The organism is Streptomyces enissocaesilis (genome assembly GCF_039533765.1).
In the GTDB taxonomy this organism is placed as follows: domain Bacteria; phylum Actinomycetota; class Actinomycetes; order Streptomycetales; family Streptomycetaceae; genus Streptomyces; species Streptomyces enissocaesilis.
In genome coordinates this window covers 35,762-60,372 of record NZ_BAAAUD010000012.1, presented here as the reverse complement: position 1 = coordinate 60,372, position 24,611 = coordinate 35,762, and the positions used below count along the sequence as shown (strand labels likewise).

General features: G+C 71.6%; 18 protein-coding genes. 6 read left to right on the top strand and 12 right to left on the bottom strand.

Annotation, left to right across the window (positions count from 1 at the left end; genetic code table 11):
- Positions 1–166: 166 nt before the first annotated feature.
- From ABD374_RS04640 to ABD374_RS04610, 7 genes are all read right to left on the bottom strand, one after another.
- Positions 167–1,372 carry an acyl-CoA dehydrogenase family protein gene (locus ABD374_RS04640; RefSeq protein ID WP_344491055.1) on the bottom strand — a complete coding sequence of 402 codons (1,206 nt, stop codon included), beginning with the start codon at positions 1,370–1,372 and terminating at the stop codon, positions 167–169.
- 27 nt (positions 1,373–1,399) lie between these two features.
- Entirely contained in the window at positions 1,400–1,903 is a 504-nt protein-coding gene (locus tag ABD374_RS04635) for a MaoC family dehydratase (RefSeq protein WP_344491052.1), read from the bottom strand.
- Positions 1,904–1,905: 2 nt separating this feature from the next.
- The gene (locus ABD374_RS04630) at positions 1,906–2,880 is read right to left on the bottom strand and encodes an HpcH/HpaI aldolase/citrate lyase family protein (RefSeq protein ID WP_344491049.1); all 975 of its coding nucleotides are present in this window, start codon (positions 2,878–2,880) and stop codon (positions 1,906–1,908) included.
- Positions 2,877–4,889 carry a protein meaA gene (locus ABD374_RS04625; RefSeq protein ID WP_344491046.1) on the bottom strand — a complete coding sequence of 671 codons (2,013 nt, stop codon included), beginning with the start codon at positions 4,887–4,889 and terminating at the stop codon, positions 2,877–2,879. The genes ABD374_RS04630 and ABD374_RS04625 overlap by 4 nt, the downstream gene beginning before the upstream one ends.
- Positions 4,889–6,250, bottom strand: coding sequence for a crotonyl-CoA carboxylase/reductase (gene ccrA, locus ABD374_RS04620; RefSeq protein WP_344491043.1), 1,362 nt, complete (start codon positions 6,248–6,250; stop codon positions 4,889–4,891). The genes ABD374_RS04625 and ccrA overlap by 1 nt, the downstream gene beginning before the upstream one ends.
- A 409-nt stretch (positions 6,251–6,659) precedes the next feature.
- Positions 6,660–7,502 (bottom strand): TetR family transcriptional regulator, encoded by an 843-nt coding sequence (locus ABD374_RS04615; protein WP_344491040.1) that lies wholly within the window; start codon positions 7,500–7,502, stop codon positions 6,660–6,662.
- A gap of 79 nt (positions 7,503–7,581) precedes the next feature.
- Positions 7,582–9,363, bottom strand: a complete 1,782-nt coding sequence (locus tag ABD374_RS04610) for a 3-hydroxyacyl-CoA dehydrogenase family protein (protein WP_344491037.1) — start codon at positions 9,361–9,363, stop codon at positions 7,582–7,584.
- Positions 9,364–9,677: 314 nt separating this feature from the next.
- Here ABD374_RS04610 and ABD374_RS04605 point away from each other — a divergent pair, with 314 nt between their 5' ends.
- Positions 9,678–10,292 (top strand): HEAT repeat domain-containing protein, encoded by a 615-nt coding sequence (locus ABD374_RS04605; RefSeq protein ID WP_344491034.1) that lies wholly within the window; start codon positions 9,678–9,680, stop codon positions 10,290–10,292.
- On the opposite strand, the gene ABD374_RS04600 is transcribed toward ABD374_RS04605, so the two are convergent.
- On the bottom strand, positions 10,241–10,804 hold the full coding sequence (locus ABD374_RS04600; RefSeq protein ID WP_344491032.1) for a GNAT family N-acetyltransferase: 564 nt from the start codon (positions 10,802–10,804) through the stop codon (positions 10,241–10,243). The genes ABD374_RS04605 and ABD374_RS04600 overlap by 52 nt on opposite strands.
- A 322-nt stretch (positions 10,805–11,126) precedes the next feature.
- Between ABD374_RS04600 and ABD374_RS04595 the strand changes: the two genes are divergently transcribed.
- Together ABD374_RS04595 and ABD374_RS04590 are read left to right on the top strand one after the other, a co-directional pair.
- The gene (locus ABD374_RS04595; protein WP_344491029.1) at positions 11,127–11,570 is read left to right on the top strand and encodes an SRPBCC family protein; all 444 of its coding nucleotides are present in this window, start codon (positions 11,127–11,129) and stop codon (positions 11,568–11,570) included.
- A 126-nt stretch (positions 11,571–11,696) separates the two neighbouring features.
- Positions 11,697–14,144, top strand: coding sequence for an MFS transporter (locus ABD374_RS04590; protein ID WP_425577129.1), 2,448 nt, complete (start codon positions 11,697–11,699; stop codon positions 14,142–14,144).
- A 774-nt stretch (positions 14,145–14,918) separates the two neighbouring features.
- Here the strand turns inward: ABD374_RS04590 and ABD374_RS04585 are convergent.
- From ABD374_RS04585 to ABD374_RS04570, 4 genes are all read right to left on the bottom strand, one after another.
- Positions 14,919–15,482, bottom strand: coding sequence for a DUF6328 family protein (locus tag ABD374_RS04585; protein WP_344491023.1), 564 nt, complete (start codon positions 15,480–15,482; stop codon positions 14,919–14,921).
- A gap of 84 nt (positions 15,483–15,566) precedes the next feature.
- Positions 15,567–17,375: a RecQ family ATP-dependent DNA helicase gene (locus ABD374_RS04580; protein WP_344491020.1), complete on the bottom strand. Its 1,809-nt coding sequence runs from the start codon at positions 17,373–17,375 to the stop codon at positions 15,567–15,569.
- Positions 17,376–17,480: 105 nt separating this feature from the next.
- Positions 17,481–18,503, bottom strand: a complete 1,023-nt coding sequence (locus ABD374_RS04575; RefSeq protein ID WP_344491017.1) for a LacI family DNA-binding transcriptional regulator — start codon at positions 18,501–18,503, stop codon at positions 17,481–17,483.
- A 328-nt stretch (positions 18,504–18,831) separates the two neighbouring features.
- Positions 18,832–19,182, bottom strand: coding sequence for an L-rhamnose mutarotase (locus tag ABD374_RS04570; protein ID WP_344491014.1), 351 nt, complete (start codon positions 19,180–19,182; stop codon positions 18,832–18,834).
- A gap of 428 nt (positions 19,183–19,610) precedes the next feature.
- Between ABD374_RS04570 and rhaI the strand changes: the two genes are divergently transcribed.
- The 3 genes from rhaI to ABD374_RS04555 all read left to right on the top strand — a co-directional run bounded on the left by rhaI (position 19,611) and on the right by ABD374_RS04555 (position 24,610).
- Entirely contained in the window at positions 19,611–20,789 is a 1,179-nt protein-coding gene (gene rhaI, locus ABD374_RS04565) for an L-rhamnose isomerase (protein WP_344491011.1), read from the top strand.
- A gap of 5 nt (positions 20,790–20,794) precedes the next feature.
- Positions 20,795–22,837 (top strand): bifunctional aldolase/short-chain dehydrogenase, encoded by a 2,043-nt coding sequence (locus tag ABD374_RS04560; protein ID WP_344491008.1) that lies wholly within the window; start codon positions 20,795–20,797, stop codon positions 22,835–22,837.
- 261 nt (positions 22,838–23,098) lie between these two features.
- The gene (locus ABD374_RS04555; RefSeq protein ID WP_344491005.1) at positions 23,099–24,610 is read left to right on the top strand and encodes a rhamnulokinase; all 1,512 of its coding nucleotides are present in this window, start codon (positions 23,099–23,101) and stop codon (positions 24,608–24,610) included.
- The last annotated feature ends 1 nt before the right edge of the window (position 24,611 follow it).

Below are 24,611 nucleotides of genomic sequence, written 5' to 3'. Positions count from 1 at the left end.
GACCTTCGTAGCGGATGATGCCGCGCTGGCAACAGGGGGACGGCGGCTTACCGGCGATGGTAGCGGTTGCGGGCCGCAACTGGGCAAGCCAGAAGACGAGTCGGAGGCCGGAAGATGATGACAGGGTGTGATCTTTTTCGCGGCCATTTCCCCCCGAAAGGGGCATTCAGCCCTGGAACCGGTACTCTTCGAGGAGTCGCCGGCCGATGATCATTTTCTGGATCTCGGCGGTACCTTCACCGATGAGCAGCATCGGCGCCTCGCGGTAGAGGCGCTCGATCTCGTACTCCTTCGAGAACCCGTAACCGCCATGGATACGGAAGGCGTCCTCGACGACTTCCTTGCAGTATTCGGAGGCGAGGTACTTCGCCATCCCTGCCTCCAGGTCGTTTCGTTCCCCGGAGTCCTTTTTGCGTGCTGCATTCACCATCATGGCATGGGCGGCCTCGACCTTGGTAGCCATCTCGGCCAGCTTGAACTGAATCGCCTGGTGCTGGGCGATCGGCTTGCCGAAAGTGTGACGTTGCTGGGCATACGAGACGCCCAGTTCAAATGCGCGCTGCGCGACACCGCAACCACGTGCCGCCACATTGACGCGACCGACCTCCACGCCGTCCATCATTTGGTAAAATCCCCGGCCGGTCGCCCCACCGAGTACACGATTGGCCGGAATGCGCAGTCCGTCCATGATCAGTTCGGTGGTGTCGACACCCTTGTAGCCCATCTTGTCGATCTTCCCCGGGATGGTCAGGCCGGGACGGACCTCACCGAAGCCCGGTTCCTTCTCCACCAGGAAGGTCGTCATCTGCTTGTGCGGGGCCGTGCCCTCGGGGAGACCCTCGTCACTGCGGCACAGCACCGCGACGAGCGTGGACGAGCCGCCGTTCGTCAGCCACATCTTCTGGCCGTTCAGGACGTACTCGTCGCCGTCCTTCACGCCCTTCGACGTGATGGCCGACACGTCGGAGCCGAGCGCCGGCTCCGACATCGAGAACGCGCCGCGCACCTCGCCCAGCGCCATGCGCGGCAGGAACGTGTCCTTCTGCTCCTGGGTGCCGTGCTGCTTGAGCATGTACGCCACGATGAAGTGCGTGTTGATGATCCCGGAGACGCTCATCCAGCCACGGGCTATCTCCTCCACGCACAGCGCGTAGGTGAGGAGGGACTCGCCCAGGCCCCCGTACTCCTCGGGGATCATCAGCCCGAACAGGCCGAGCTCCTTGAGACCCTCGACGATCTCCGTCGGGTACTCGTCGCGGTGCTCCAGCCCGGTCGCGACGGGGATGATCTCCTTGTCGACGAAGTTCCTGACGGTGGCCAGGATCTCCTGCTGGATGTCGGTCAGACCGGCGGTCTGGGCGAGACGGGCCATGGCTGCTTCTCCTGCGTCTTCACGTGGTCAGTTGGATGCCGTCGGGCGGCCGGGCTGCTCGCCGCCGCGCTCCTTGATGTACGTCTCGGTCGGGACCATCACCTTGCGCCGGAACACGCAGACGACGGTGCCGTCCTGCTTGTAGCCCTTCGTCTCGACGTGGACGATCCCGCGGTCGCTCTTGGACTTCGACGGCGTCTTGCCGAGGACGGTCGTCTCGCCGTAGATCGTGTCGCCGTGGAAGGTCGGCGCGATGTGCCTGAGCGACTCGACCTCCAGGTTGGCGATGGCCTTCCCGGAGACGTCCGGCACCGACATGCCGAGCAGCAGCGAGTAGACGTAGTTGCCGACGACGACGTTCTTGCCGAAGTCGGTCGTCTTCTCGGCGTAATTGCTGTCCATGTGCAGCGGGTGGTGGTTCATGGTGAGGAGGCAGAAGAGGTGGTCGTCGTACTCCGTGACCGTCTTCCCGGGCCAGTGCTTATAGACGGCGCCGACCTCGAACTCCTCGTACGTGCGTCCGAACTGCATGGTCAGGCCTCCGGGGCTTCGAACGTGGAGGTGCGCCGCATGCCCGCCGCGCGCCCCTTGCCGGAGATGACCAGCGCCATCTTGCGGCTGGCCTCGTCGATCATCTCGTCGCCGAGCATCGCGGAGCCCTTCTTGCCGCCCGCCTCGGACGTGCACCACTCGTACGCGTCGAGAATCATCTCGGCGTGGTCGTAGTCCTCCTGCGAGGGCGAGAACACCTCGTTGGCCGCGTCGACCTGACCGGGGTGCAGCACCCACTTGCCGTCGAAGCCCAGCGCCGCCGCACGGCCCGCGACCTCGCGGTACGCGTCCACGTCGCGGATCTGGAGGAACGGGCCGTCGATCGCCTGGAGGTCGTGCGTACGGGCCGCCATCAGGATGCGCATCAGGATGTAGTGGTACGCGTCGGCGCCGTAGCCGGGGGGCTGCATGCCGACGACGAGGGTCTTCATGTTGATGGAGGCCATGAAGTCGGCCGGGCCGAAGATGATGGTCTCCAGGCGCGGCGAGGCGGCGGCGATCCCGTCGACGTTCACCAGGCCCTTGGCGTTCTCGATCTGCGCCTCGATGCCGATCCTGCCGACCTCGAAGCCCATCGTCTTCTCGATCTGGGTGAGGAGGAGGTCGAGCGCGACGACCTGCTGGGCGTCCTGGACCTTCGGCAGCATGATGCAGTCGAGGTTCGGGCCCGCGCCCTCGACGACCGTGATGACATCACGGTACGTCCAGTGGGTCGTCCAGTCGTTGACCCGCACGACCCGGGTCTTGCCCGTCCAGTCGCCGTTGTTCAGCGCGTCGACGATGGTGTGCCGGGCGCCCTCCTTGGCGAGCGGCGCGCACGCGTCCTCCAGGTCCAGGAAGACCTGGTCGGCCGGCAGGCCCTGGGCCTTCTCCAGGAAGCGCGGGTTCGAGCCGGGCACGGCCAGGCAGGAGCGGCGCGGGCGCAGCCGGTTGACGGCGGGCGTGGGCGTGGTCATACGGAGACCTCCAGGGGGTCGAGCTTGTTCGCTGTGCGGATCTCGTCGACGATACGGCCGATGATCTCCGTGATGCCGAAGTCCTTCGGGGTGAAAACCGCGGCCACTCCGGCGGCCCGCAGCGCCTCGGCGTCCGCCGGCGGGATGATCCCGCCCGCGATCACCGGAATGTCGGTGGCGCCGGCCTCGCGCAGGCGCACGAGAACGTCCGGCACCAGCTCGGCGTGCGAGCCGGACAGGATGGACAGACCGACGCAGTGCACGTCCTCCGCGAGGGCGGCGCTCACGATCTGCTCGGGCGTGAGCCTGATGCCCTGGTAGACCACCTCGAAGCCCGCGTCGCGGGCCCGCACGGCGATCTGCTCGGCGCCGTTGGAGTGACCGTCCAGGCCGGGCTTGCCGACCAGCAGGCGCAGCCGTCCCGAGCCGAGTTCGCCGGCCGTACGGGCGACCTTCTCCCGTACGTACGCGAGCGGGGTGCCGGCCTCGGCGGTGACCGCGACCGGGGCGCTGCTCACGCCCGTCGGCGCGCGGAACTCGCCGAAGACGTCCCGCAGCGCCCAGGACCACTCGCCGGTGGTGACGCCCGCGCGGGCGCACTCGACCGTGGGGCCCATCAGGTTCCCGGTGCCCGCCGCGGCCTTCTTGAGGGCCGCCAGGGCCTCGGAGGCGCGGGCCTCGTCGCGGTTGTCGCGCCACTCGTGGAGCTTGGCGACCACGCGGGCCTCGTTGGCCGGATCGACCGTCATGATCGCGCCGTCCAGGTCCGCGGTGAGCGGGCTGGGCGCGGTCGACTCGTAGCAGTTGACGCCCACGATCTTCTCCTCGCCCGACTCGATGCGGGCGCGGCGCTCCGCGTGCGAGGAGACCAGCTGCGACTTGAGGTAGCCGGACTCGACGGCCGCCATCGCGCCGCCCATCTCCGCGATGCGGTCCATCTCGGCGCAGGACTCGGCGACCAGCGCCTCCACCTTGGCCTCGATGACGTGCGACCCCGCGAAGATGTCCTCGTACTCCAGCAGGTCGCTCTCCAGGGCGAGCACCTGCTGGATGCGCAGCGACCACTGCTGGTCCCAGGGCCGGGGCAGGCCCAGCGCCTCGTTCCAGGCGGGGAGCTGCACGGCGCGGGCGCGGGCGTCCTTGGAGAGGGTGACGGCCAGCATCTCCAGGACGATGCGCTGGACGTTGTTCTCCGGCTGCGCCTCGGTCAGGCCCAGGGAGTTGACCTGCACGCCGTAGCGGAAGCGGCGCTGCTTCTCGTTCCCGATGCCGTAGCGCTCGCGGGTGACCTTGTCCCAAATGCGGCCGAAGGCGCGCATCTTGCACATCTCCTCGACGAAGCGGACGCCCGCGTTCACGAAGAAGGAGATGCGGGCGACGACGTCCCCGAACTTCTCCGGCTCCACCTGCCCGCTGTCCCGTACGGCGTCGAGGACGGCGATCGCCGTGCTCATCGCGTACGCGATCTCCTGGACCGGCGTGGCGCCGGCCTCCTGGAGGTGGTAGCTGCAGATGTTGATCGGGTTCCACTTGGGGATGTGGTTCACCGTGTAGGTGATCATGTCCGTCGTCAGGCGCAGGCTGGGCACCGGCGGGAAGACGTGCGTCCCGCGCGACAGGTACTCCTTGACGATGTCGTTCTGCGTCGTCCCCTGGAGCCTGGTGATGTCGGCGCCCTGCTCCTCCGCCACCACCTGGTACATCGCCAGCAGCCACATGGCGGTGGCGTTGATGGTCATGGAGGTGTTCATCTGCTCCAGGGGGATGTCCTGGAACAGCCGCCGCATGTCCCCGAGATGGGAGACGGGGACCCCGACCCGGCCGACCTCGCCGCGGGCGAGGACGTGGTCGGGGTCGTAGCCGGTCTGCGTCGGAAGGTCGAACGCGACCGACAGGCCGGTCTGGCCCTTGGCGAGGTTGTTGCGGTACAGCTCGTTGGACGCCTCGGCGGTCGAGTGACCGGCGTACGTCCGCATGAGCCAGGGCCGGTCCTTCCGACGCTCGCCCATCAGATGTTCCGGAAGCGGTTGATGGCGTCGATGTGCTGCTCGCGCAGCTCGTGGTTACGGACGCCGAGACCCTCGCGGGGCGCCAGCGCCAGCACGCCGACCTTGCCCTGGTGCAGGTTGCGGTGGACGTCGTACGCGGCCTGGCCGGTGTCCTCCAGGGAGTACACCTTCGAGAGGGTGGGGTGGATCTTGCCCTTGGCGATCAGGCGGTTGGCCTCCCACGCCTCGCGGTAGTTGGCGAAGTGCGAGCCGATGATGCGCTTCAGCGACATCCACAGGTAGCGGTTGTCGTACTCGTGCATGTAGCCCGAGGTCGAGGCGCAGGTGGTGATCGTGCCGCCCTTGCGGGTGACGTACACGGACGCGCCGAAGGTCTCGCGGCCGGGGTGCTCGAAGACGATGTCGATGTCCTCGCCGCCGGTCAGCTCGCGGATGCGCTTGCCGAAGCGCTTCCACTCCTTGGGGTCCTGGGTGTGCTCGTCCTTCCAGAACCTGTAGCCCTCGGCGCTGCGGTCGATGATCGCCTCGGCGCCCATCGCGCGGCAGATGTCCGCCTTCTGGTCGCTGGACACGACGCAGATCGGGTTGGCGCCGCCGGCCAGCGCGAACTGGGTGGCGTACGAACCGAGTCCGCCGCTCGCGCCCCAGATCAGCACGTTGTCGCCCTGCTTCATGCCGGCGCCGTTGCGCGAGACGAGCTGGCGGTACGCCGTCGAGTTGACCAGGCCGGGGGCCGCCGCCTCCTCCCAGCTGAGGTGGCCGGGCTTGGGCATCAGCTGGTTGGACTTGACAAGTGCGATCTCTGCCAGGCCGCCGAAGTTGGTCTCGAAGCCCCAGATGCGCTGCTCGGGGTCGAGCATCGTGTCGTTGTGGCCGTCGGAGGACTCCAGTTCGACGGAGAGGCAGTGCGCGACGACCTCGTCGCCGGGCTTCCAGGCGTTCACGCCGGGGCCGGTGCGCAGGACGACGCCCGCGAGGTCGGAGCCGATGACGTGGTACGGGAGGTCGTGGCGCTTGCTCAGGTCGCTGAGCTTGCCGTACCGCTCCAGGAAGCCGAACGTCGACACCGGCTCGAAGATCGAGGTCCAGACGGAGTTGTAGTTGACCGAGCTGGCCATGACCGCCACCAGGGCCTCGCCGGGCCCGAGCTCGGGCACCGGCACGTCCTCGACGTGGAGGGACTTGCGGGGGTCCTTGTCGCGGCTGGCGACGCCGGCGAACATCTCGGCCTCGTCCTTGTGCACGGTCACCGCGCGGTACGACTCGGGGATGGACAGGGCCGCGAAGTCTGCGGCGGAGCTCGCGGCGGAGCCGCCGGTTGACTCGGTCTGCGACTGGATCGCGTCCAGGATTTCCTTCACGGGGTGCCTCCGGCGAAGCGTGTTCCTTGAGGAACGCTCTGAGGGGAAACGACGGGGTGCTGCTATGGAGGTGTGCCGTCGGTTCGGCGGTGGTGCGGGTGTACGGCAGCGCGGGTAGCGCGGGAGGTTGCCTGTGACGCAGGCGTCCGGGCGCGCAGGCACATGGCTTGCGGGGACAGCCGGCGTACGGGAGATCACTGCACGCCGGCCGCCCGGACAACATCAACGTATGACACCCCGTGCCACGTGACAAGACACTGAGTGCCAGCAATTTCTCTCACTTGTCACCTCGCCGTCACACATGAGCGATGATCGATCGATTGGCCTCATCACAGCACGCGAAGACGCCGCCCGCCTCCCGGCTTCCGGGGGGCGGACGGCGTCTTCGTCCAGGGATGGAGCTGCCTGGTCAGTTCTGCTTGAGCGCTCGTTCGATCGTGCGCATGACCTCGTCCAGGGGCGCGTCCGTGCGGGCCACCGTCACCAGCACGTCGCCGTTCACCGAGGCCGACGCCGACTGCGCCGACTGCGGGCGGGCCGTCGAGCGGCCCGCGCCGATGCCGGTGCCGAAGGTGTCGCGGACGATCGAGAACGCGTGGTCCAGCTGCGCCTCCACGTCGCCCTGGCCGCCCGCCCGCAGCCACCGCCGCAGTACGTGGTTGTGGGCCGTCACCACGGCGGAGGCGGCCACCTCCGCCAGCAGCGGGTCGTCGTTGTCGTCGTGGTGGTCGTGCTCGTCGAAGTGGCCCAGCAGGTAGCGCGTGAACAGCCGCTCGTAGCGGGCCACCGAGGCGATCTCCGCCTCGCGGAGCGTGGGGACCTCACGGGTGAGCTTGTAGCGGGCGACGGAGACCGCGGGGGACGCCGCGTACATCCGCATGACTTCCTTGATGCCCCGGCAGACGGTGTCGAGCGGGTGCTCGTGCGGGGACGCCGCGTTGAGGACCGCCTCGGCGCGCACCAGCGTGTCGTCGTGGTCCGGGAAGATCGCCTCTTCCTTGGAGCGGAAGTGCCGGAAGAAGGTCCGGCGGGCGACCCCGCCGGCGGCGGCGATCTCGTCGACGGTCGTCGCCTCGTACCCCTTCGTCGCGAACAGCTCCATCGCCGCGGCCGACAGCTCACGGCGCATCTTGAGCCGCTGCGCCGCCGCGCGGCTGCCCGCGGCGCTTTCGGGCGCGTCGGACGCGGAGCTCGTACGGGACGGCCGTCGGGGGGAGTCAGCGGGCTGGGACATGCTCCGAACGTACTGCATCTGCGCAGGAGAGCGCGCCTGTGGGTGCGGACCGCCGGCCGGCTCCAGCAGTCCGCCCCATCCGGTCACACCCTCCCGCTCAGTGCCCGGCATACTCCCGGAAGCCGCGTCCCGTCTTGCGGCCGAGGCAGCCGGCCGCCACCAGGTGTTCGAGCAGCGGCGCCGGGGCCAGGCCCGGGTCGCGGAACTCGCGGTGCAGGACCCGCTCGATGGCGAGGGAGACGTCGAGGCCGACCACGTCGAGGAGCTCGAAGGGGCCCATCGGGTAGCCGCCGCCCAGCTTCATCGCGGCGTCGATGTCGTCCAGCGACGCGTAGTGCTGCTCGACCATCTTGACCGCGTTGTTCAGGTACGGGAAGAGCAGCGCGTTCACGATGAACCCGGCCCGGTCGCCGCAGTCCACGGGGTGCTTGCGAATCTTCCCGCACACCTCGCGGACGGTCGCGTGGACCTCGTCCGACGTGAGGACGGTACGGACCACCTCGACCAGCTTCATCGCGGGCGCCGGGTTGAAGAAGTGCATCCCGACGACGTCCTGGGGGCGCGAGGTCGCGCGGGCGCAGGCGACGACGGGCAGCGAGGACGTGGTCGTGGCGAGCACCGCGCCCGGCTTGCAGACCTTGTCGAGCGTCGCGAAGAGCTGCTGCTTGACCTCCAGGTCCTCCGCGACCGCCTCCACCGCCAGATCGACGTCGGCGAACGCGTCGAGCGAGTCGGCGGGAGCGACCCTGCCCAGGGCCTCCTCGCGCGCCTCGGCCGTCATCCGGCCCTTGTCGACGGAGCGGGAAAGGGACGTGGCGATACGGGCCTTGGCCTTCTCCGCCTTCTCCCGGCTCCGGGCCGCGAGCACCACGTCGTACCCGGCCTTCGCGAACACCTCCGCGATGCCGGACGCCATGGTCCCGGAGCCGGCGACCCCCACCGACCGCACCGGCCGGCCGACGGCGGCGTCCGCGGACTCCCGGGGGGTGAGCGCGTCGGGCACCACGTCCTGGCTGCCGGCCGCCGCGTACGTGTAGAAGCCGCGGCCCGACTTGCGCCCGTTCAGCCCCGCCTCGCTGAGCTGCTTCAGGACGGGGGCGGGCGCGTGCAGCCGGTCGTGGGACTCGGAGTACATCGCCTCCAGGACGGTGCGGGCCGTGTCGACGCCGATCAGGTCGAGCAGGGCGAGGGGGCCCATCGGCAGGCCGCAGCCCAGCCGCATCGCGGCGTCGATGTCCTCGCGGGAGGCGTACTTGGTCTCGTACATCGCGGCGGCCTGGTTGAGGTAGCCGAAGAGCAGGCCGTCGGCGACGAAACCGGGCCGGTCTCCGATCGCGACCGGCTCCTTGCCCAGGTCCCGGGCGAGCGCGGTGACGGCCTCGACCGCCTGCGGCGCGGTGAGCACCGAGGAGACGATCTCGACCAGCCTCATCGCGGGCGCCGGGTTGAAGAAGTGCAGGCCCAGCACGCGCTCGGGACGCGCCGAGTCGGCGGCGAGACGGGTCACGGACAGCGCGTTCGTGCCGGTCGCCAGGACCGTCGTGGGGCGCACGACGGCGTCCAGGGCGCGGAAGACCTGCTGCTTGGCCTCGTACGACTCGGGCACGACCTCGATCACGAGATCGGCCTCCGCGACGGCCTGGAGGTCGGAGAAGGTACGGAAACGGGCGAGGGCGTCGCGCCGCTCCTCGTCGGTCATGCGCCCCCGCTCCACCGCGCGGGCGGTGGAGGCTTCGAGGGAGGAGACGGCCTGCCGGGCGGCCGCTTCGCTGATGTCGACGCCGATGACTTCGCGGCCGGCGCGGGCGAGGACCTCGGCGATGCCGGTGCCCATGGTGCCGAGACCGATCACGCCGACAGTACGGAGAGGGATGTCCATCACGGGACTCCAGAGAATGAGTGACGACTGAGGGGCGCACGGCGCGGGGAAGTCGCGAATCGCGTGCGGAAAGCGCAGGTCGTAGTGCGGGGGCCGACGGACCCTGTCCCGGAGTCGCGTCGTGGGGAAAACACCGAACCGACAAAGCACTCGGGCGGCTGCGTCACCAGGCCGCCACGAGGTGGTCAATCAGCGGGGGGTGGCCCGCTCACTTGAGAGTAACCGGCCAGTAACGAGCGCGCCAGACCTGGAGGGGTCCGGCGAGATGTGATCTGGGACGCCCGGTGTGTTCATACCGCTTATACGCTGACGCCATGGACGAGGAGCTGCGGTCGCTCATGGACCGGGTGCGGGGCGAGGCACGGGACGGGGCGGGCGCGGGGACGGGTGCCGGGGCGGACGCGGGGGCGGGCGGCCTCGCGGCGTACGAGCGGCTGTTCGCCACCGAGGACCTGGACGAGCTCGCCCTGGTGCTCACCGAGGCCGAACGGCCCCTGTGGGCCCGCGAGACCGCCGCCTTCCGCCTCGGCTGCGCCGGTGACCGGCGGGCCTTCGAGACGCTGGTGCTGCTCCTCAACCACCGCGACCCCGAGCGGTGCGTCACCGCCGCGTACGCGCTGGCGCGCCTCGGTGACCCGCGCACCGCCCGCGCCGCCGCCGCGCTCGCCACCAACCCGCTGCGCACCGCGTACGCCCTGCACCCGGTGCGGCTGCTCACCGAACTCCGGGCGCCCGAGACCGTACCCGCGCTGATCGCCACCCTGCGCGGGCTGCTCGCCCCCGCGAACCCCCACTGGCGGGTGGCGCTCGCCTGCGTCGAGGGCCTGGGGAAGCTGCGGGACGCGCGGGCACGGCCGGTGCTCGAAGCGGCGCTGGGTCACCCGCGCCTGACCGCCGCCGCGTCCGCCGCGCTCAGCCGCCTCGCGTAGCGCGTCTCGGGGACGGCGACGCCCCGCACGTCGAAGGACGCCTCGGTGCCGTCCGGCACGAAGCCCGCCTTCTCGTAGAAGCGGCGGGCGAGGACGTTCTCGGTGAGGACCCACAGCAGCATGCGCGGGTGGCCGTCGGCGGCGGCGCGGGCGAGCAGTTGGGCCGTCAGGGCGCGGCCGGCGCCGGTCGAGCGGTGGTCCGGCAGGACGTAGAGGGCGTACAGCTCGGCGTCGGCGGTGGGCTTTCCCTCGTCGCGGTACGGCCCGTAGCAGCCCCAGCCGATCACCTGGCCGTCGCGCTCGGCGACCACGTCGCGGCCCGCGCCTTCGCCCGCGCTCCCGACGAGATGCGCGCGGCGCCGCCCGGCGTCCTCCTCGACGCTCATCGCGTCGAGGTGGGCCCGGGGGATCATCCCGGCGTACGCCGACTGCCACCCCCGCACCCGTACGCGGGCCACTGCCTCGCAGTCGTCGATGGTCATGTCCCGCAGGTGTGTGCCGCCGCTGTCCATGGGGCCGCACTTTAACCAGGGCCGGGCGGGCGGAGCGGCCGGACGGTGCCACGAGCCGGCCGGTGCCCCGACGGAGACTCGGGCGCTGCCGGCGTGCGGCGGCGACGTCCCTTCGCCCGTCGGCGGCGGTCCGCGCCGTGTGCCGCATGTGACGGCCGGTATTCACACCACCGTTCAGCAGGCGGACTGCCGACTCGCGCAGGCGGAAGGGCCCGCCGCGGGGCCGCTGGCGCGTCTTCGCCGGGCCCCGATTTTGGGCGGCCGTACCGGAGGTGGTTGGGTAAGCCGCACCCTTGAAAACCCAAGTGCTGGAGGAACAGGCATGGCGCAGGTCGAGGCCACCACGGAGCGGATCATCGCGGCGGATGCGGAGACGGTGTTCGACACGCTGGCCGACTACAGCGGCGCGCGCGGAAAGCTCCTGCCCGAGCAGTTCTCCGAGTACGAGGTGCGCGAGGGCGGCGACGGCGAGGGCACCGTCGTGCACTGGAAGCTCCAGGCCACCAGCAAGCGCGTCCGCGACTGTCTGCTCGAAGTGACCGAGCCGACCGACGGGCAGCTCGTCGAGAAGGACCGCAACTCGTCCATGGTCACCACCTGGACCGTCACCCCGGCCGGAGAGGGCAGGTCGAAGGCCGTCGTCACCACCGTCTGGGACGGCGCCGGCGGCATCGGCGGCTTCTTCGAGAGGACCTTCGCGCCCAAGGGCCTCGGCCGGATCTACGACGCCCTGCTCGCCAACCTCGCCGCCGAGGTCGAGAAGTAGCCCGTCACCGGTTCGAGTGGTCTTCCCCGCGCGCCGGTTGTGCGCCGCAGGGGCTCCCACCGGGGGTGAAGCCGCCCGCGTACGCCTCCCGCCTCAATCGCCCCGCTTGCTCCCCCTTGTCGCGCAATGCGAGAAAAGGGCGGCGCAGTGCGACGAGGGGAGCAGTACGTGGGCGGGATCACTCTGGCGAAGACGGCAGCGGCCGGGACCGTTGAGCCGCCGCCGCCCCCAGTCCGACTCCCGCCCGTGGAAGGGGCCGAGGACCGGCCCCTCAGTCCGCGCCGCGTCCGGCTGGTCTTCTTCGGGCTGATGCTCGCGCTGCTCCTCGCGGCGCTGGAGCAGATGATCGTGGCCACCGCCCTGCCGAAGATCGTCGGCGAACTCCAGGGCCTGGACCGGATGTCGTGGGCGATCACCGCCTATCTGCTCACCGCCACGATCGGTCTCCCGGTCTACGGGAAACTGGGCGATCTGTTCGGCCGCAAGGGCGTCTTCCAGTTCGCCATCGTCATCTTCGTCGTCGGCTCGGCGCTGGCCGGCTGGTCGCGCACCATGGATCAGCTCATCGCCTTCCGCGCCGTCCAGGGCATCGGCGCCGGCGGCCTCATGATCGGCGTCCAGGCGATCATCGCCGACATCGTGCCGCCCCGGGACCGCGGCCGCTTCATGGGGCTCATCGGCGCCGCCTTCGGCCTCGCGTCGGTGGCGGGGCCGCTGCTCGGCGGGTTCTTCACCGATCACGCGTCCTGGCGCTGGTGCTTCTACATCAACGTCCCGTTCGGACTGGTGACCATGGCCGTCATCGCCGTCGTACTGAAGCTTCCGAAGCCCGCCGTACGGCCGCGCCTGGACGTGCTCGGCGCGCTGCTGCTCGCCGCCGCGTCCACCTGCCTGGTCCTGCTCACCAGTTGGGGCGGTACGGAGTACGCCTGGGACTCGCGGGTCATCCTCGGCCTCGCCGCCGGGGCTGCCGCAGCGACTCTGCTGTTCGTCGTCGTCGAGCACTACGCGTCCGAACCCCTCATGCCGCTGCGGCTGTTCCGCGACTCCGTCTTCACCGTCACCGGACTCGTCGGCGCGGTCGTCGGCATCGCGCTCTTCGGCGCCGCCAGCTACCTGCCGACCTTCCTCCAGATGGTCGGCGGCGCCAGCGCGACGGAGTCCGGGCTGCTGATGCTGCCGATGATGGGCGGCGTGGTCGTCGCCTCGATCGTCTCGGGGCAGCTCATCAGCCGCACCGGCCGCTACCGCGTCTACCCGGTCGCCGGCGGCGCGTGCTCGGTGGTCGGGATGTGGCTGCTGTCCCGGCTGGAGGCCGACACCGCGCAGCTGCACTACAGCGTCTGGATGGCCGTACTGGGCGTGGGCATCGGTCTGGTCATGCCGGTGCTCATCCTCGCCGTACAGAACTCCGTGCCCCCGGCCGACCTCGGCACCGCCACCAGCGCCCACACCTACTTCCGGCAGATCGGCGGCAGCGTCGGCGCCGCGGTCTTCGGCACCCTCTTCGCGAACCGGCTCGCCGACGGGCTCGCCGAACGGCTGCCCGCGGGCACCGGCCTCCCCGACCCGGCGGGCATCACGCCCCAGCTCGTGCACGCCATGGAGCCCGCGCTGCGCGACGCCTACATCGCGGCGTACGCCGAGGCGATGCCGCGGATCTTCCTCTACCTCGTGCCGGTGCTCGTACTCGGCCTGCTCATCGCCTGCTTCCTCAAGGAGAAACCGCTGGTGTCCCACAACGCCCCCGCAGCCGAGCCCTCCACGATCCCCACGGCCCGCGCCGCCGCCCCGTACCCCGCCACCCCCTGCCCGGCGGGCGTCCCCGTCTGCGGCACCGTCCAGCACCACGACGGCAGCGTCGTGCCGCGCGCGGCCCTCACCCTCATCGACGGGTCGGGGCGCCAGGTCGGGCGCGGCGCGAGCGGCGACGACGGGCGGTACGCGCTGAGCGTGGCCGGATCGGGGTCGTACGTGATGATCGCCGCGGCCGGCGGGCACCAGCCGCAGGCCGTCACCGTCACCGTCGGCGAACGCCCCGTCGAACTCGATGTGGTGCTCGGCGGCGCGGGCCGCCTCGCCGGGACCGTCCTCACCGCGGACGGGATGCCGGTGCCCGGCGCCGCCGTGACGCTCACCGACGTACGCGGAGAGGTCGTCGCCTCGACGCGCAGCGGCCGCGAAGGCGGGTACGTGATCACGGAGCTGGTGGCGGGGGAGTACACCCTGGCCGGGAGCGCGCCCGCGTTCCGGCCCGCCGCGCTGCCGGTGAGCGTGCAGGCCTCGCGGGAGACCAGGCAGGACATCGAGCTGGCGGGCGGCGCGATGCTGCGCGGCACCGTCCGCGCCACCGGTGGCCGGCCCGTCGAGGACGCCCGGGTGACGCTGCTCGACGCCGGGGGCAACGTGGTGGACACGCTCACCACGGGGCCCGACGGCACGTTCCGCTTCGTCGACCTGTCGTCCGGCGAGTACACGGTGATCGCCGCGGGCTACCCGCCGGTCGCCACCGTGCTCCAGGTCGCCGGCGGCGGACGGACCGAGCGCGACCTGCAACTCGGCCACGCGGACTGACCTTCGCGCGGGCCCCGGACCGCCGGCCGTGATCCGTGGGTCGTGGGCCGTTCGGAGCGGCGCCGGAGGTCCGCGGGCGCGCCGGGGCGGGGCACGGCCGGTGCCCCGCCCCACGCCGTGCCCGGTGCGGACCGCTCCTCGGCGTGCGGAGGGGCCCGCCGCCGGATCGCCGTCCCCGAGGCCGATCCACCCGTTTCCCTCGTCCTTGACGAGAAGGAGCGTCTGCCTCTTTTCCGTCTTCCCGTACACCAGCTCCACCTCGCCGAAGTACGGCACCGCGCCTTCGAGCACTGTCGCTTCCACAGGGCCTCGCGCGCCCGTGGCGTACTCCCGGACGAGTTTCCGTGCAGCCGCGTCAGGCTGGTCGCAGGCCGGGCCCGCGAGCCGTGCCGGCCCTTCGGCGCCCTTGGCCCTGAGCCGCTGCACGTACACCCGTACGAGCGGGGGGACATCCTCCGGCGGTCTCCGCGACATCCGGATACTTCGACTTCTGGGCCCGCACCGTGACGTCGACCGACGGGGAGCCGGCCAGGCTGGAGGGCGGCCGGAGCCGGATCAGCCAGACGCCGGCCGCCACGACGCCCGCCCCGAGGGCGCCCGCACCCACCAGTGTGAAACGTCCGCGCATCAGCCCCTGCTCCCCTACCGCCTCCACGGCTGGGGGCCTATGGCAATGATCTTCACGGGGGAGGGGCCGGAACAGGACGCGGCACGATTCGACACCCACACGTGATCACGGGAGGCGCACGGGGGCAGCCGCGCCGGTCCGGCGCGCTACGTGTCGCCGCGCTGGGCGGCGGAGCGGCGGAGCCGCAGCGGGAGCACGTACCAGCAGAGGACGAACCACAGCATCACGCCGCCGGCCATGACCTCGGCGAGGACGCTGGGCAGCACCACGCGGAGTATCAGCAGGAGCGTGCAGCCGATGGTCAGTGCGAGCAGCACTATGCCGCACATCATCAGCCGGCTCGCGGCCTCCACGACCTCGTCCTTCATGCGCTGCCCGGACAGGAAGCGGTGGATCGACACCGGCGCGATCAGCGTTCCGGTGGCCGACGCGCCGAGCACCACGGTGGCCACGTAGATGACACGGTCGGCCGTGCCCAGGTCCCGGAAGAGGGGGGTGAAGGCCACGCTGAGCAGAAAACCGAAGAGGATCTGCACGCCGGTCTGCGCGACCCTCGTCTCCTGCAGGATCTCGTTCCACCGGCGGTTGATCCGCTCGTGCGCCGGCTCCGGCTGTTCGGGGGCGTGGCCGGCGTCAGGAGCGGCCTCCTGACAAGAGGCGCACCCGTGAACCGCCGTGTTCGAGTCGGCCGGTTCTTTCGTCATGGTCATGGCATCCTCCGCTTCCGAGGAAATCCAGATGCCCACTTCCGGCGACGTCATGCCCCCGGGTGTCCGGGCGCCGGGATGCGACGGTCAGCCGGCGGGCTTCGCCACCACGCTGAGCAGGTCCTGTCCGGTGACCGCCGCCAGTGACAGGGTGCGGTATCCCATGGAATCGAACAGGACGGTGATCCGGTCGTCCTCCTCGGCGAGCACCATGCCGTCGCCCCATGCGCTGTGCCGCACCCGCGCCCCCGTGGGGAACTCGGCGGCCGCCGGATGTCCGGGCGTACCGCTGTCCCGTCCGCCCCGTCCGCCCCGTTCGAAAAGCCTCTCTTCGAGCTCTTCTCCGGTTCCGGTTCCGGGCCCGCCGCCGTCGGAACCGGCCGTGCACACGTCGCAATTCCCGCACGGAGCCCCGTAGGACTCGCCGAAGTAACCGAGGAGGAAGCGGCGGCGGCAGCCGGTGCTCTCGGCGTACGCCCGGGCCATCTCCACCCGCGAGCGCTCCAGCTTCCGCCGCGCCTGCGCCGCCTCCACCGCCCGCTCGGCGGCGTCGTCCGCCGTCACGTCCGGGACGGCGCGCACTTCCCCCTCGTCGTCCGTGGTCACCGCCCCCGCCTGTTCGAGGAGGTTGGCCGCCGCGGTCACGCGGTTGCGCGACAGGCCGCTCTCCTCGCTGAGCTCCTTCAGCGCGAGGGGGCCGCCGTGCTCGTGCAGACGGGCCGTGACCTCGGTGAGCGTGTCCTCGCCGGGGGTGCGGGCGGCGAAGAAGTTCTGCATGCCGGTGTCCTCCGGCCGGTAGTGGAGTACGGCGACGGCGCGCGCGCCGTCACGTCCGGCCCGGCCGATCTCCTGGTAGTACGCGTCGAGGGACCCGGGCACGGAGGCGTGCAGGACGAACCGCACGTCCTCCTTGTCGATGCCCATGCCGAAGGCCGAGGTCGCGGCGACCACGTCCGTCTCCCCGGCCAGGAAGGCGTCGTGCACCCGCGAGCGCTCTTCGCCGCGCAGGCCGGCGTGGTAGGCGGCGGCCGTCAGCCCGAGCCCGGCGAGTTCGGCCGCGTAGCTCTCCGCGTCCTTGCGGGTGGCCGTGTACACGATTCCGGGCTTGGCCTCCGCCGCCGCCCTCTCCACCACCGCCCGGCGTTTGTCCTCGTCGTCCAGGAAGCGGCGGACCTCCAGCGCGATGTTCGGCCGGTCGAACCCGGCGACGACCAGCGCGGGGTCCTGCATGCCCAGCCGCTCCACGATCTCCTCGCGCACCGGAGGCGCGGCCGTGGCCGTCAGCGCGAGGACCGTGGGCCGGCCCACCCGCCGGACCACCTGGGCCAGACGCAGGTAGTCGGGCCGGAAGTCGTGGCCCCAGGCGGACACGCACTGCGCCTCGTCGACGACGAAGAGCGCGGGCCTCGCCCGCGCCAGGCGTTCGACCACGTCGTCCTTGGCGAGCTGCTCGGGGGAGAGGAACAGGTACTCGGCGTCACCGCCGCGCACCGCCTCCCAGGCCGCCGCGGTCTCCCCGGCCGGCTGGGCCGAGTTGACGGCGACCGCCTCCGGGGCGCTGCGGCGCAGCAGCCCGGCGATCTGGTCGCGTTGCAGGGCGATGAGCGGGGAGACGACCACGGCCGGGCCGGGAAGAGCCAGCGCGGCCACTTGGTAGACGGCGGACTTCCCGGCGCCGGTCGGCATGACCACGAGGGTGTCGCGGCCGGCCGCGACCGCCTCCATGGCCTTCAGCTGTCCGGGCCTCAGTTCCTGCCAGCCGAAGACCTCGGCGGCCGTCCGTTCGAGACGGGCGGTGGTGGTGCGGGCGGCGGTGGTGGTGCTGGCGGTGGCGCGGGCGCTCTTTCCCGGCGTGGCGCGCTTCTCCTCGCCCCTGTCCCTCTTCTCGTCGCTCATGCCCTGCGACTACCCCGCATCCGCCTGCCCACCTCCCCGACGAGCGGCACCCGCGTCGTACGGCGCGACGTGTGCGACCCCTCCGCCCCGTCCGGCGCGGGCGCGTCAGCGACGGCGGGACAGCGACGAGTCCCGCACCACCAACTCCGGCTGGAGCACGATCCGCTGGTGCCGGTGACTCCCTGCCGCGTCGCCGGTCTCCTCGATGAGCAGGTCGGCGGCCATCCGCCCCATCCGGAAGGCCGGCTGGCGCACGGAGGTCAGCGGCACCGCGGCCGCCGAGGCGAACTCGATGTCGTCGTAGCCGACCAGGGCCACATCACCGGGAACGCTCACCCCGGCCCCGTACAGCGCCTGCAGCATCCCCAGCGCCAGCAGATCGTTGGCGCAGAACACCGCGGCCGGGCGGGGCGACATGCCCAGCAGCCGCGCACCGGAGTCACGCCCCGCCGCCACGTCGAGCCGCTCGGCCTCGATCAGCCGCAGCCGCTCCGCCGGCAGCCCGGCCTCGGCCAGCGCCTGGAGGGCGCCCGCCCGCCGGTCCCGGCACTGGGCGAGGTGCAGGGGCCCGCTGACGTACGCGATCTCGGTGTGGCCCTGGGCGAGGAGGTGCCGTACGGCGAGTGCTCCGCCCAGGACGTCGTCGACGGAGACGGAGCACCCCTCGGTGCTGGGGGCCACCCGGTCGACGAGCACATAGGGGATGCCCTGCTTCCGGAAGCGGCGCAGATTGCCGCCGGTGGGGTCGACCGGAGTGATCAGTACGCCCCGTACCCGCTGCTCGCTGAAGAGGCCGAGGTACTCCGTCTCCTCGTCGGTGCTCTGGCCGCTGTTGCACAGCATCACCCCGAGCCCGGCCTCCCGCGCGGCCCGCTCGGCGCCGGAGGCGACGTCCACGAAGAAGGGGTTGGCCATGTCGAGCACGAGCAGGGAGATGATCCGGCTGCGGCCCGCCCGCAGCTGGCGGGCCGACTCGCTGCGTACGTAGCCGAGCCGGTCGATGGTGGACAGGACACGCGCCCGCGTCTCCTCCGTCACCGACTCGGGCCGGTTGATGACGTTCGAGACCGTGCCGACGGAAACTCCGGCGATCCGGGCGACGTCCTTGATACCCACCGACTGTGCCATCAGGCGGAGACCTCCAGGAGCTCCAGTCCACTCGGACCGGCCGGTGCCCGCGGGCCGGGCAGGGGACTTGCCCGTGGCGAGCGCCCGGTGACGGGCGGCACCGCTCGCGCTCGACGCGTCGGTACCTCCACCGGGGTCGCGGCCGAAGCCGACACGCGATGTCGCGTCGCCGGTCTCCGGCAGCGGGCCGCGGATCACCTTACCTTCGGAGGCGACGAGCTGGTACTTCCTGTTCCTCTTCCCCTTCCCGCTCCGGCCGGGCCCGAGGCGGGGCCGGGACGTGCGGGCGAAGGCCGTGGTGTCCTTCCGGTCTGCTTCGAGGGGGCCGCTAGGCAAGGTGGAAGACTTCGGTGAGCGGCCTCATCGCCTCGTCGGGGCGATCGCCGCCGCTGGGATCCTCCGTCGCGAAGGGGGCCTGTTCGTTCTCGAAGAAGGGGGCCATCTCGGCCTGCCAGCGGGCGTTGACGTCCGTGGCGGCCATGGCGGCCCGGGCCTCGGCGAAGTCCTCCGTCTCCAGGTATCCGACGAGCAGCCCGTCCTCGCGCAGGAAGAGCGAGTAGTTGTGCCAGCCGGTGGCCGAGAGGGCTTCGAGCATGTCGGGCCAGACCGCCGCGTGCCGTTCGCGGTACTCCTCGACGCGGTCCTGGCGGACCTTCAGCAGAAAGCAGACGCGTTGCATGTCCTCGTAGTGCCTCTCTCGCCCCGGGACCGGAATCGGAACAATCAGAAGAATCAGAACAATCAGAAGCCGGACCTGTCGGTGTTCTTCTCGGTTCTTCTCGCCGAAGCCGGCCGGCGGGCCGGGGCGACCTCACCGTCCTTGCCGTCTCGTGCGCGCCGGGCCGTCCGGTCCAGGACCTCTCGCCCTCGGAGCCGGTGGCGGTTACTGCCCCGGCGTCGTGAAAGCTTTCAAGAAGCTTTCACGGAAGCTAGACGCGGTGCGCCGATCCCGTCAATGGGGCGGTCCCGGAAACTTTCTCCGCCCGCTCAATTCGTAAAGCGTGAACGGTCGTCCCACTTCAGGCCCTTGACAGGTGCTGCGAGCACTCATAGCTTCACGTTAATGAAACGATTCATGCATCCGCGTGGCACACAGGAGCGCTGACGATGACGAGCCGAGCCGACGTCTCCACCGTGAAGGCGGCCCTCAGGGCACAGGCGATCGAGACGCCGTCATGGGCGTACGGGAATTCGGGCACCCGCTTCAAGGTGTTCGCGCAGCGCGGGGTCCCCCGTACCCCGCAGGAGAAACTGGACGACGCCGCCCGCGTCCACGAACACACCGGCGCGGCCCCGGCCGTCGCTCTCCACATCCCCTGGGACAAGGCCGACGGTTCCGGCGGATACGCGGAACTCGCCACGTACGCCGAGGAGCGCGGCCTGCGGCTCGGGGCGATCAACTCCAACGTCTTCCAGGACGACGACTACAAACTCGGCAGCGTCTGCCACCCGGACGCCGCCGTGCGCCGCAAGGCCCTGGACCACCTGCTGGAGTGCGTCGACATCATGGACGCCACCGGCTCCCGCGATCTGAAGCTGTGGTTCTCCGACGGCACCAACTACCCCGGCCAGGACGACATCCGGGCCCGCCAGGACCGGCTCGCGCAGGCCCTCTCCGCGGTGTACGAGCGCCTCGGCGACCACCAGCGGATGCTGCTGGAGTACAAGCTCTTCGAGCCCGCCTTCTACACCATGGACGTGCCGGACTGGGGCACCGCGTACGCGCACTGCCTCAAGCTCGGCGAGAAGGCGCAGGTGGTCGTGGACACCGGACACCACGCGCCCGGCACCAACATCGAGTTCATCGTCGCCCTGCTGCTGCGGGAGGGCCGGCTCGGCGGGTTCGACTTCAACTCGCGCTTCTACGCCGACGACGACCTGATGGCCGGGGCGGCGGACCCGTTCCAGCTGTTCCGGATCATGTACGAGGTGGTGCGCGGCGGCGGACTCACCTCCGAGGTGGCCTTCATGCTCGACCAGTGCCACAACATCGAGGCGAAGATCCCGGCGATCATCCGCTCCGTGATGAACGTCCAGGAGGCCACCGCCAAGGCCCTGCTGGTGGACGCCGGCGCGCTCGCCGAGGCCCAGGCGTCGGGCGATGTGCTGGCCGCCAACGCGGTCCTCATGGACGCGTACAACACCGATGTCCGGCCGCTGCTCGCCGAGGTGCGCGAGGAGCGGGGCATCGACCCCGACCCGGTGGCGGCGTACCACCGCTCGGGCTGGGCCCGGAAGATCGTCGACGAGCGCGTGGGCGGGGCCCAGGCCGGATGGGGAGCGTGATCCGTATGACACAGCACCACGAAGCGGTGGACGCCCTGCTGGAGCGCTCCCACCGGCTGGGAGCCGATCCGCGCAACACCAACTACGCCGGCGGCAACACGTCGGCCAAGGGCACCGCCGTCGACCCGGTGACCGGCGGCGACGTCGAGCTGATGTGGGTCAAGGGGTCCGGCGGCGACCTGGGGACGCTCAGGGCGGAGGGGCTCGCCGCGCTGCGCCTGGACCGGCTGCGCGCCCTGGCCGGGGTGTACCCGGGCGTGGAGCGCGAGGACGAGATGGTCGCCGCCTTCGACTACTGCCTGCACGGCAAGGGCGGCGCGGCCCCCTCGATCGACACCGCCCTGCACGGACTCCTCGACGCCGCCCACGTGGACCACCTCCACCCCGACTCGGGGATCGCGCTGGCCTGTGCGGCGGATGGGGAGAAGCTGACCGCCGAGTGCTTCGGCGACAGCGTGGTGTGGGTGCCCTGGCGGCGGCCCGGCTTCCAGCTCGGCCTGGACATCGCCGCGGTCAAGGAGGCCAACCCCGGGGCCGTCGGCTGCGTCCTGGGCGGGCACGGCATCACGGCCTGGGGCGCCACGTCCGAGGAGTGCGAGGCCAACTCGCTGCACATCATCCGCACCGCCGAGGCATTCCTCGCCGAGCGGGGCCGTCCCGAGCCCTTCGGCCCGGTGCTGGAGGGGTACGAGCCGCTGGGCGGGGCCGAACGCCGGGAGAAGGCGGCCGCCCTCGCCCCGCACGTACGGGCGCTCGCCTGCGCCGACCGGCCTCAGGTCGGCCACTTCGACGACTCCGACGCCGTACTGGACTTCGTCTCCCGCGCCGAGCACGGGCGGCTGGCCGCGCTGGGCACCTCCTGCCCGGACCACTTCCTGCGCACGAAGGTCAGGCCGCTGGTGCTCGACCTGCCGGCGTCCGCGCCCCTGGACGAGGCGGTCGCCCGGCTGAAGGAACTGCACGCCGAGTACCGCGAGGAGTACCGCGCGTACTACGAGCGGCACGCGGAGCCCGCCTCGCCCGCGATGCGGGGCGCGGACCCGGCGATCGTGCTGGTCCCCGGCGTCGGGATGTTCTCCTTCGGCAAGGACAAGCAGACCGCGCGGGTCGCGGGCGAGTTCTACCTCAACGCGATCAACGTGATGCGGGGCGCGGAGGCGGTCTCCTCGTACGCGCCGATCGAGGAGCGGGAGAAGTTCCGCATCGAGTACTGGGAGCTGGAGGAGGCCAAGCTGCGGCGGATGCCGCCGCCCGAGCCCCTCGCGGCACGGATCGCGCTGGTCACCGGCGCCGGTTCCGGCATCGGCCGGGCGATCGCGCACCGGCTCGTCGCGGCGGGCGCGTGCGTCGTGGTCGCCGACCTCGACGCGGGGAAGGCGGCGGAGGCCGCCGAGGAACTGGGCGGGCCGGACAAGGCGGTCGCGGTCACGGTCGACGTGACGAGCGAGGAACAGATCACCGGGGCCTTCCGGGAGGCGCTGCTGGCGTTCGGCGGGGTCGACCTGGTGGTCAACAACGCCGGCATCTCCATCTCCAAGCCGTTGCTGGAGACCTCGGCGAAGGACTGGGACCTCCAGCACGACATCATGGCGCGCGGCTCCTTCCTGGTCTCGCGGGAGGCCGCGCGGGTCATGATCGCGCAGGGTGGGGGCGGTGACATCGTCTACGTCGCCTCCAAGAACTCCGTCTTCGCCGGACCGAACAACATCGCCTACTCGGCCACCAAGGCCGACCAGGCGCACCAGGTGCGGCTCCTGGCGGCGGAACTCGGCGAGTACGGGATCCGGGTCAACGGCGTCAACCCGGACGGGGTGGTGCGGGGCTCCGGCATCTTCGCGGGCGGCTGGGGGGCGCAGCGCGCCGCCGTGTACGGGGTGGAGGAGGCGGAGCTGGGCGAGTTCTACGCCCGGCGGACGCTGCTGAAGCGGGAGGTGCTGCCCGAGCATGTCGCGAACGCGGTGTTCGCGCTGACGGGTGGTGAGCTCACCCACACGACGGGGCTCCACATTCCGGTGGACGCGGGGGTCGCGGCGGCGTTCCTGCGGTGACGCCCCCGCTGTTCCCCGCTCTGCTCCACCCCGCCGCCCCTTCCCGCACCGGGGCAGGCCCCGGGCCCCGGGCGCCCCGGGCGTGTCCTCGACCGCCGGGCGGGCTTGATCCGGCTGCGCCGGATGTGCGTGCGGCAGCTTGCCGCCCCTCCGGCGTTCGAGGAGCGGGGTCTGGGGCGCAGCCCCGGTCCGGGACGGGGGCGGGGTGGGGAACAGCTCCGCCGCCCCCGTCCCCACCCCACCGCACTCCACGAGGAACTCATGCCACCCACCCGCACCCACTCCTTCGCCGCCGTGGACCTGGGCGCCTCCAGCGGACGCGTCATGGTCGCCCGGGTCGGGCCCGGGACCCTGGACCTCCAGGAGGTGCACCGCTTCGCGAACCGGCCCGTGAGGACCGGCGGGACGCTGCACTGGGACGTCCTCGCCCTCTACCGGGGCGTGCTCGACGGCCTGCGGGCGGCCGGAGCGGCGGCCGGCGGGCCGCTGGCGGGGGTCGGGATCGACAGCTGGGCGGTGGACTACGGGCTGCTCGACGCCGACGGCGCCCTGCTCGGCAACCCCGTGCACTACCGGGACACCCGGACCGACGGCGCCCCGGAGAAGGTCGCCGCCGCGCTGCCGCCCGAGGAGCTGTACGCCGCCACCGGGATCCAGCACCTGCCGTTCAACACCGTCTTCCAGCTCGTCGCGGCTCAGGGAACGCCGCAACTCGCCGCCGCGCAGCAGCTTTTGCTGATACCCGACCTGATCTCGTACTGGCTGACGGGCGAGGCGGGCACCGAGATCACCAACGCCTCCACCACCCAGCTCGTCGATCCGCGCACCCGCACCTGGTCGCCCGTCGTCGCCGCGCGCCTGGGCATCGACCTCGGGTTGTTCCCGCCGTTGCGCAGCCCCGGCGACCCGGCCGGGCCGCTGCGGTCCGGGGTGCTGGCCGAGACGGGGCTGACCGGACCCGTCCCGGTGACCGCCGTGGGCTCGCACGACACGGCGTCGGCGGTGGTGGCCGTCCCCGCGGACGGGGGCGGGGACGGGAGCGGCTTCGCGTACATCGCCACCGGGACCTGGTCCCTCGCCGGGCTCGAACTCGACCGCCCGGTGCTCACCGAGGCGTCCCGGGCCGCGAACTTCACCAACGAGCTGGGGGTGGACGGCACCGTCCGCTACCTCCGCAACATCATGGGATTGTGGCTGTTGCAGGAGTGCCTGCGCACCTGGGAGGCGCAGGGGGATCCGCAGCACCTCGCCGCCCTCCTCGACGGGGCGGCGCGGGCGGCCCCGCTGCGCTCGGTCGTGGACGCGGGCGACCCCGTCTTCCTCGCGCCGGACGACATGCCCCGCCGCATCGCACGGGCCTGCGCCCGCACCGGGCAGCCGGAGCCCCGCACCCCCGTCGAGACCACCCGCTGCGTGCTCGACTCGCTCGCCCTGGCCCACCGCGCGGCCGTCGAGGAGGCCCAGGCGCTGTCCGGCCGGACGGCGGGCACGGTGCACGTCGTCGGCGGCGGCGCGCACAACACGCTGCTGTGCCGGCTGACGGCGGACGCGACCGGCCTGCCGGTCGTCGCGGGCCCCGCCGAGGCGGCGGCGCTCGGCAACGTGCTGGTCCAGGCGCGCGCGGCCGGGGTGGTCGGCGGCGGACTCGCCGGGCTGCGGGCCCTGGTGCGCGCCACCCAGCCCTTGCGGTACTACCGTCCGGCGGGTGATCGTTCCGCATGGGACGAGGCCGCGGACCGGATCGGCACAGGCTGCCGGGGGAGGAGGACGTGAC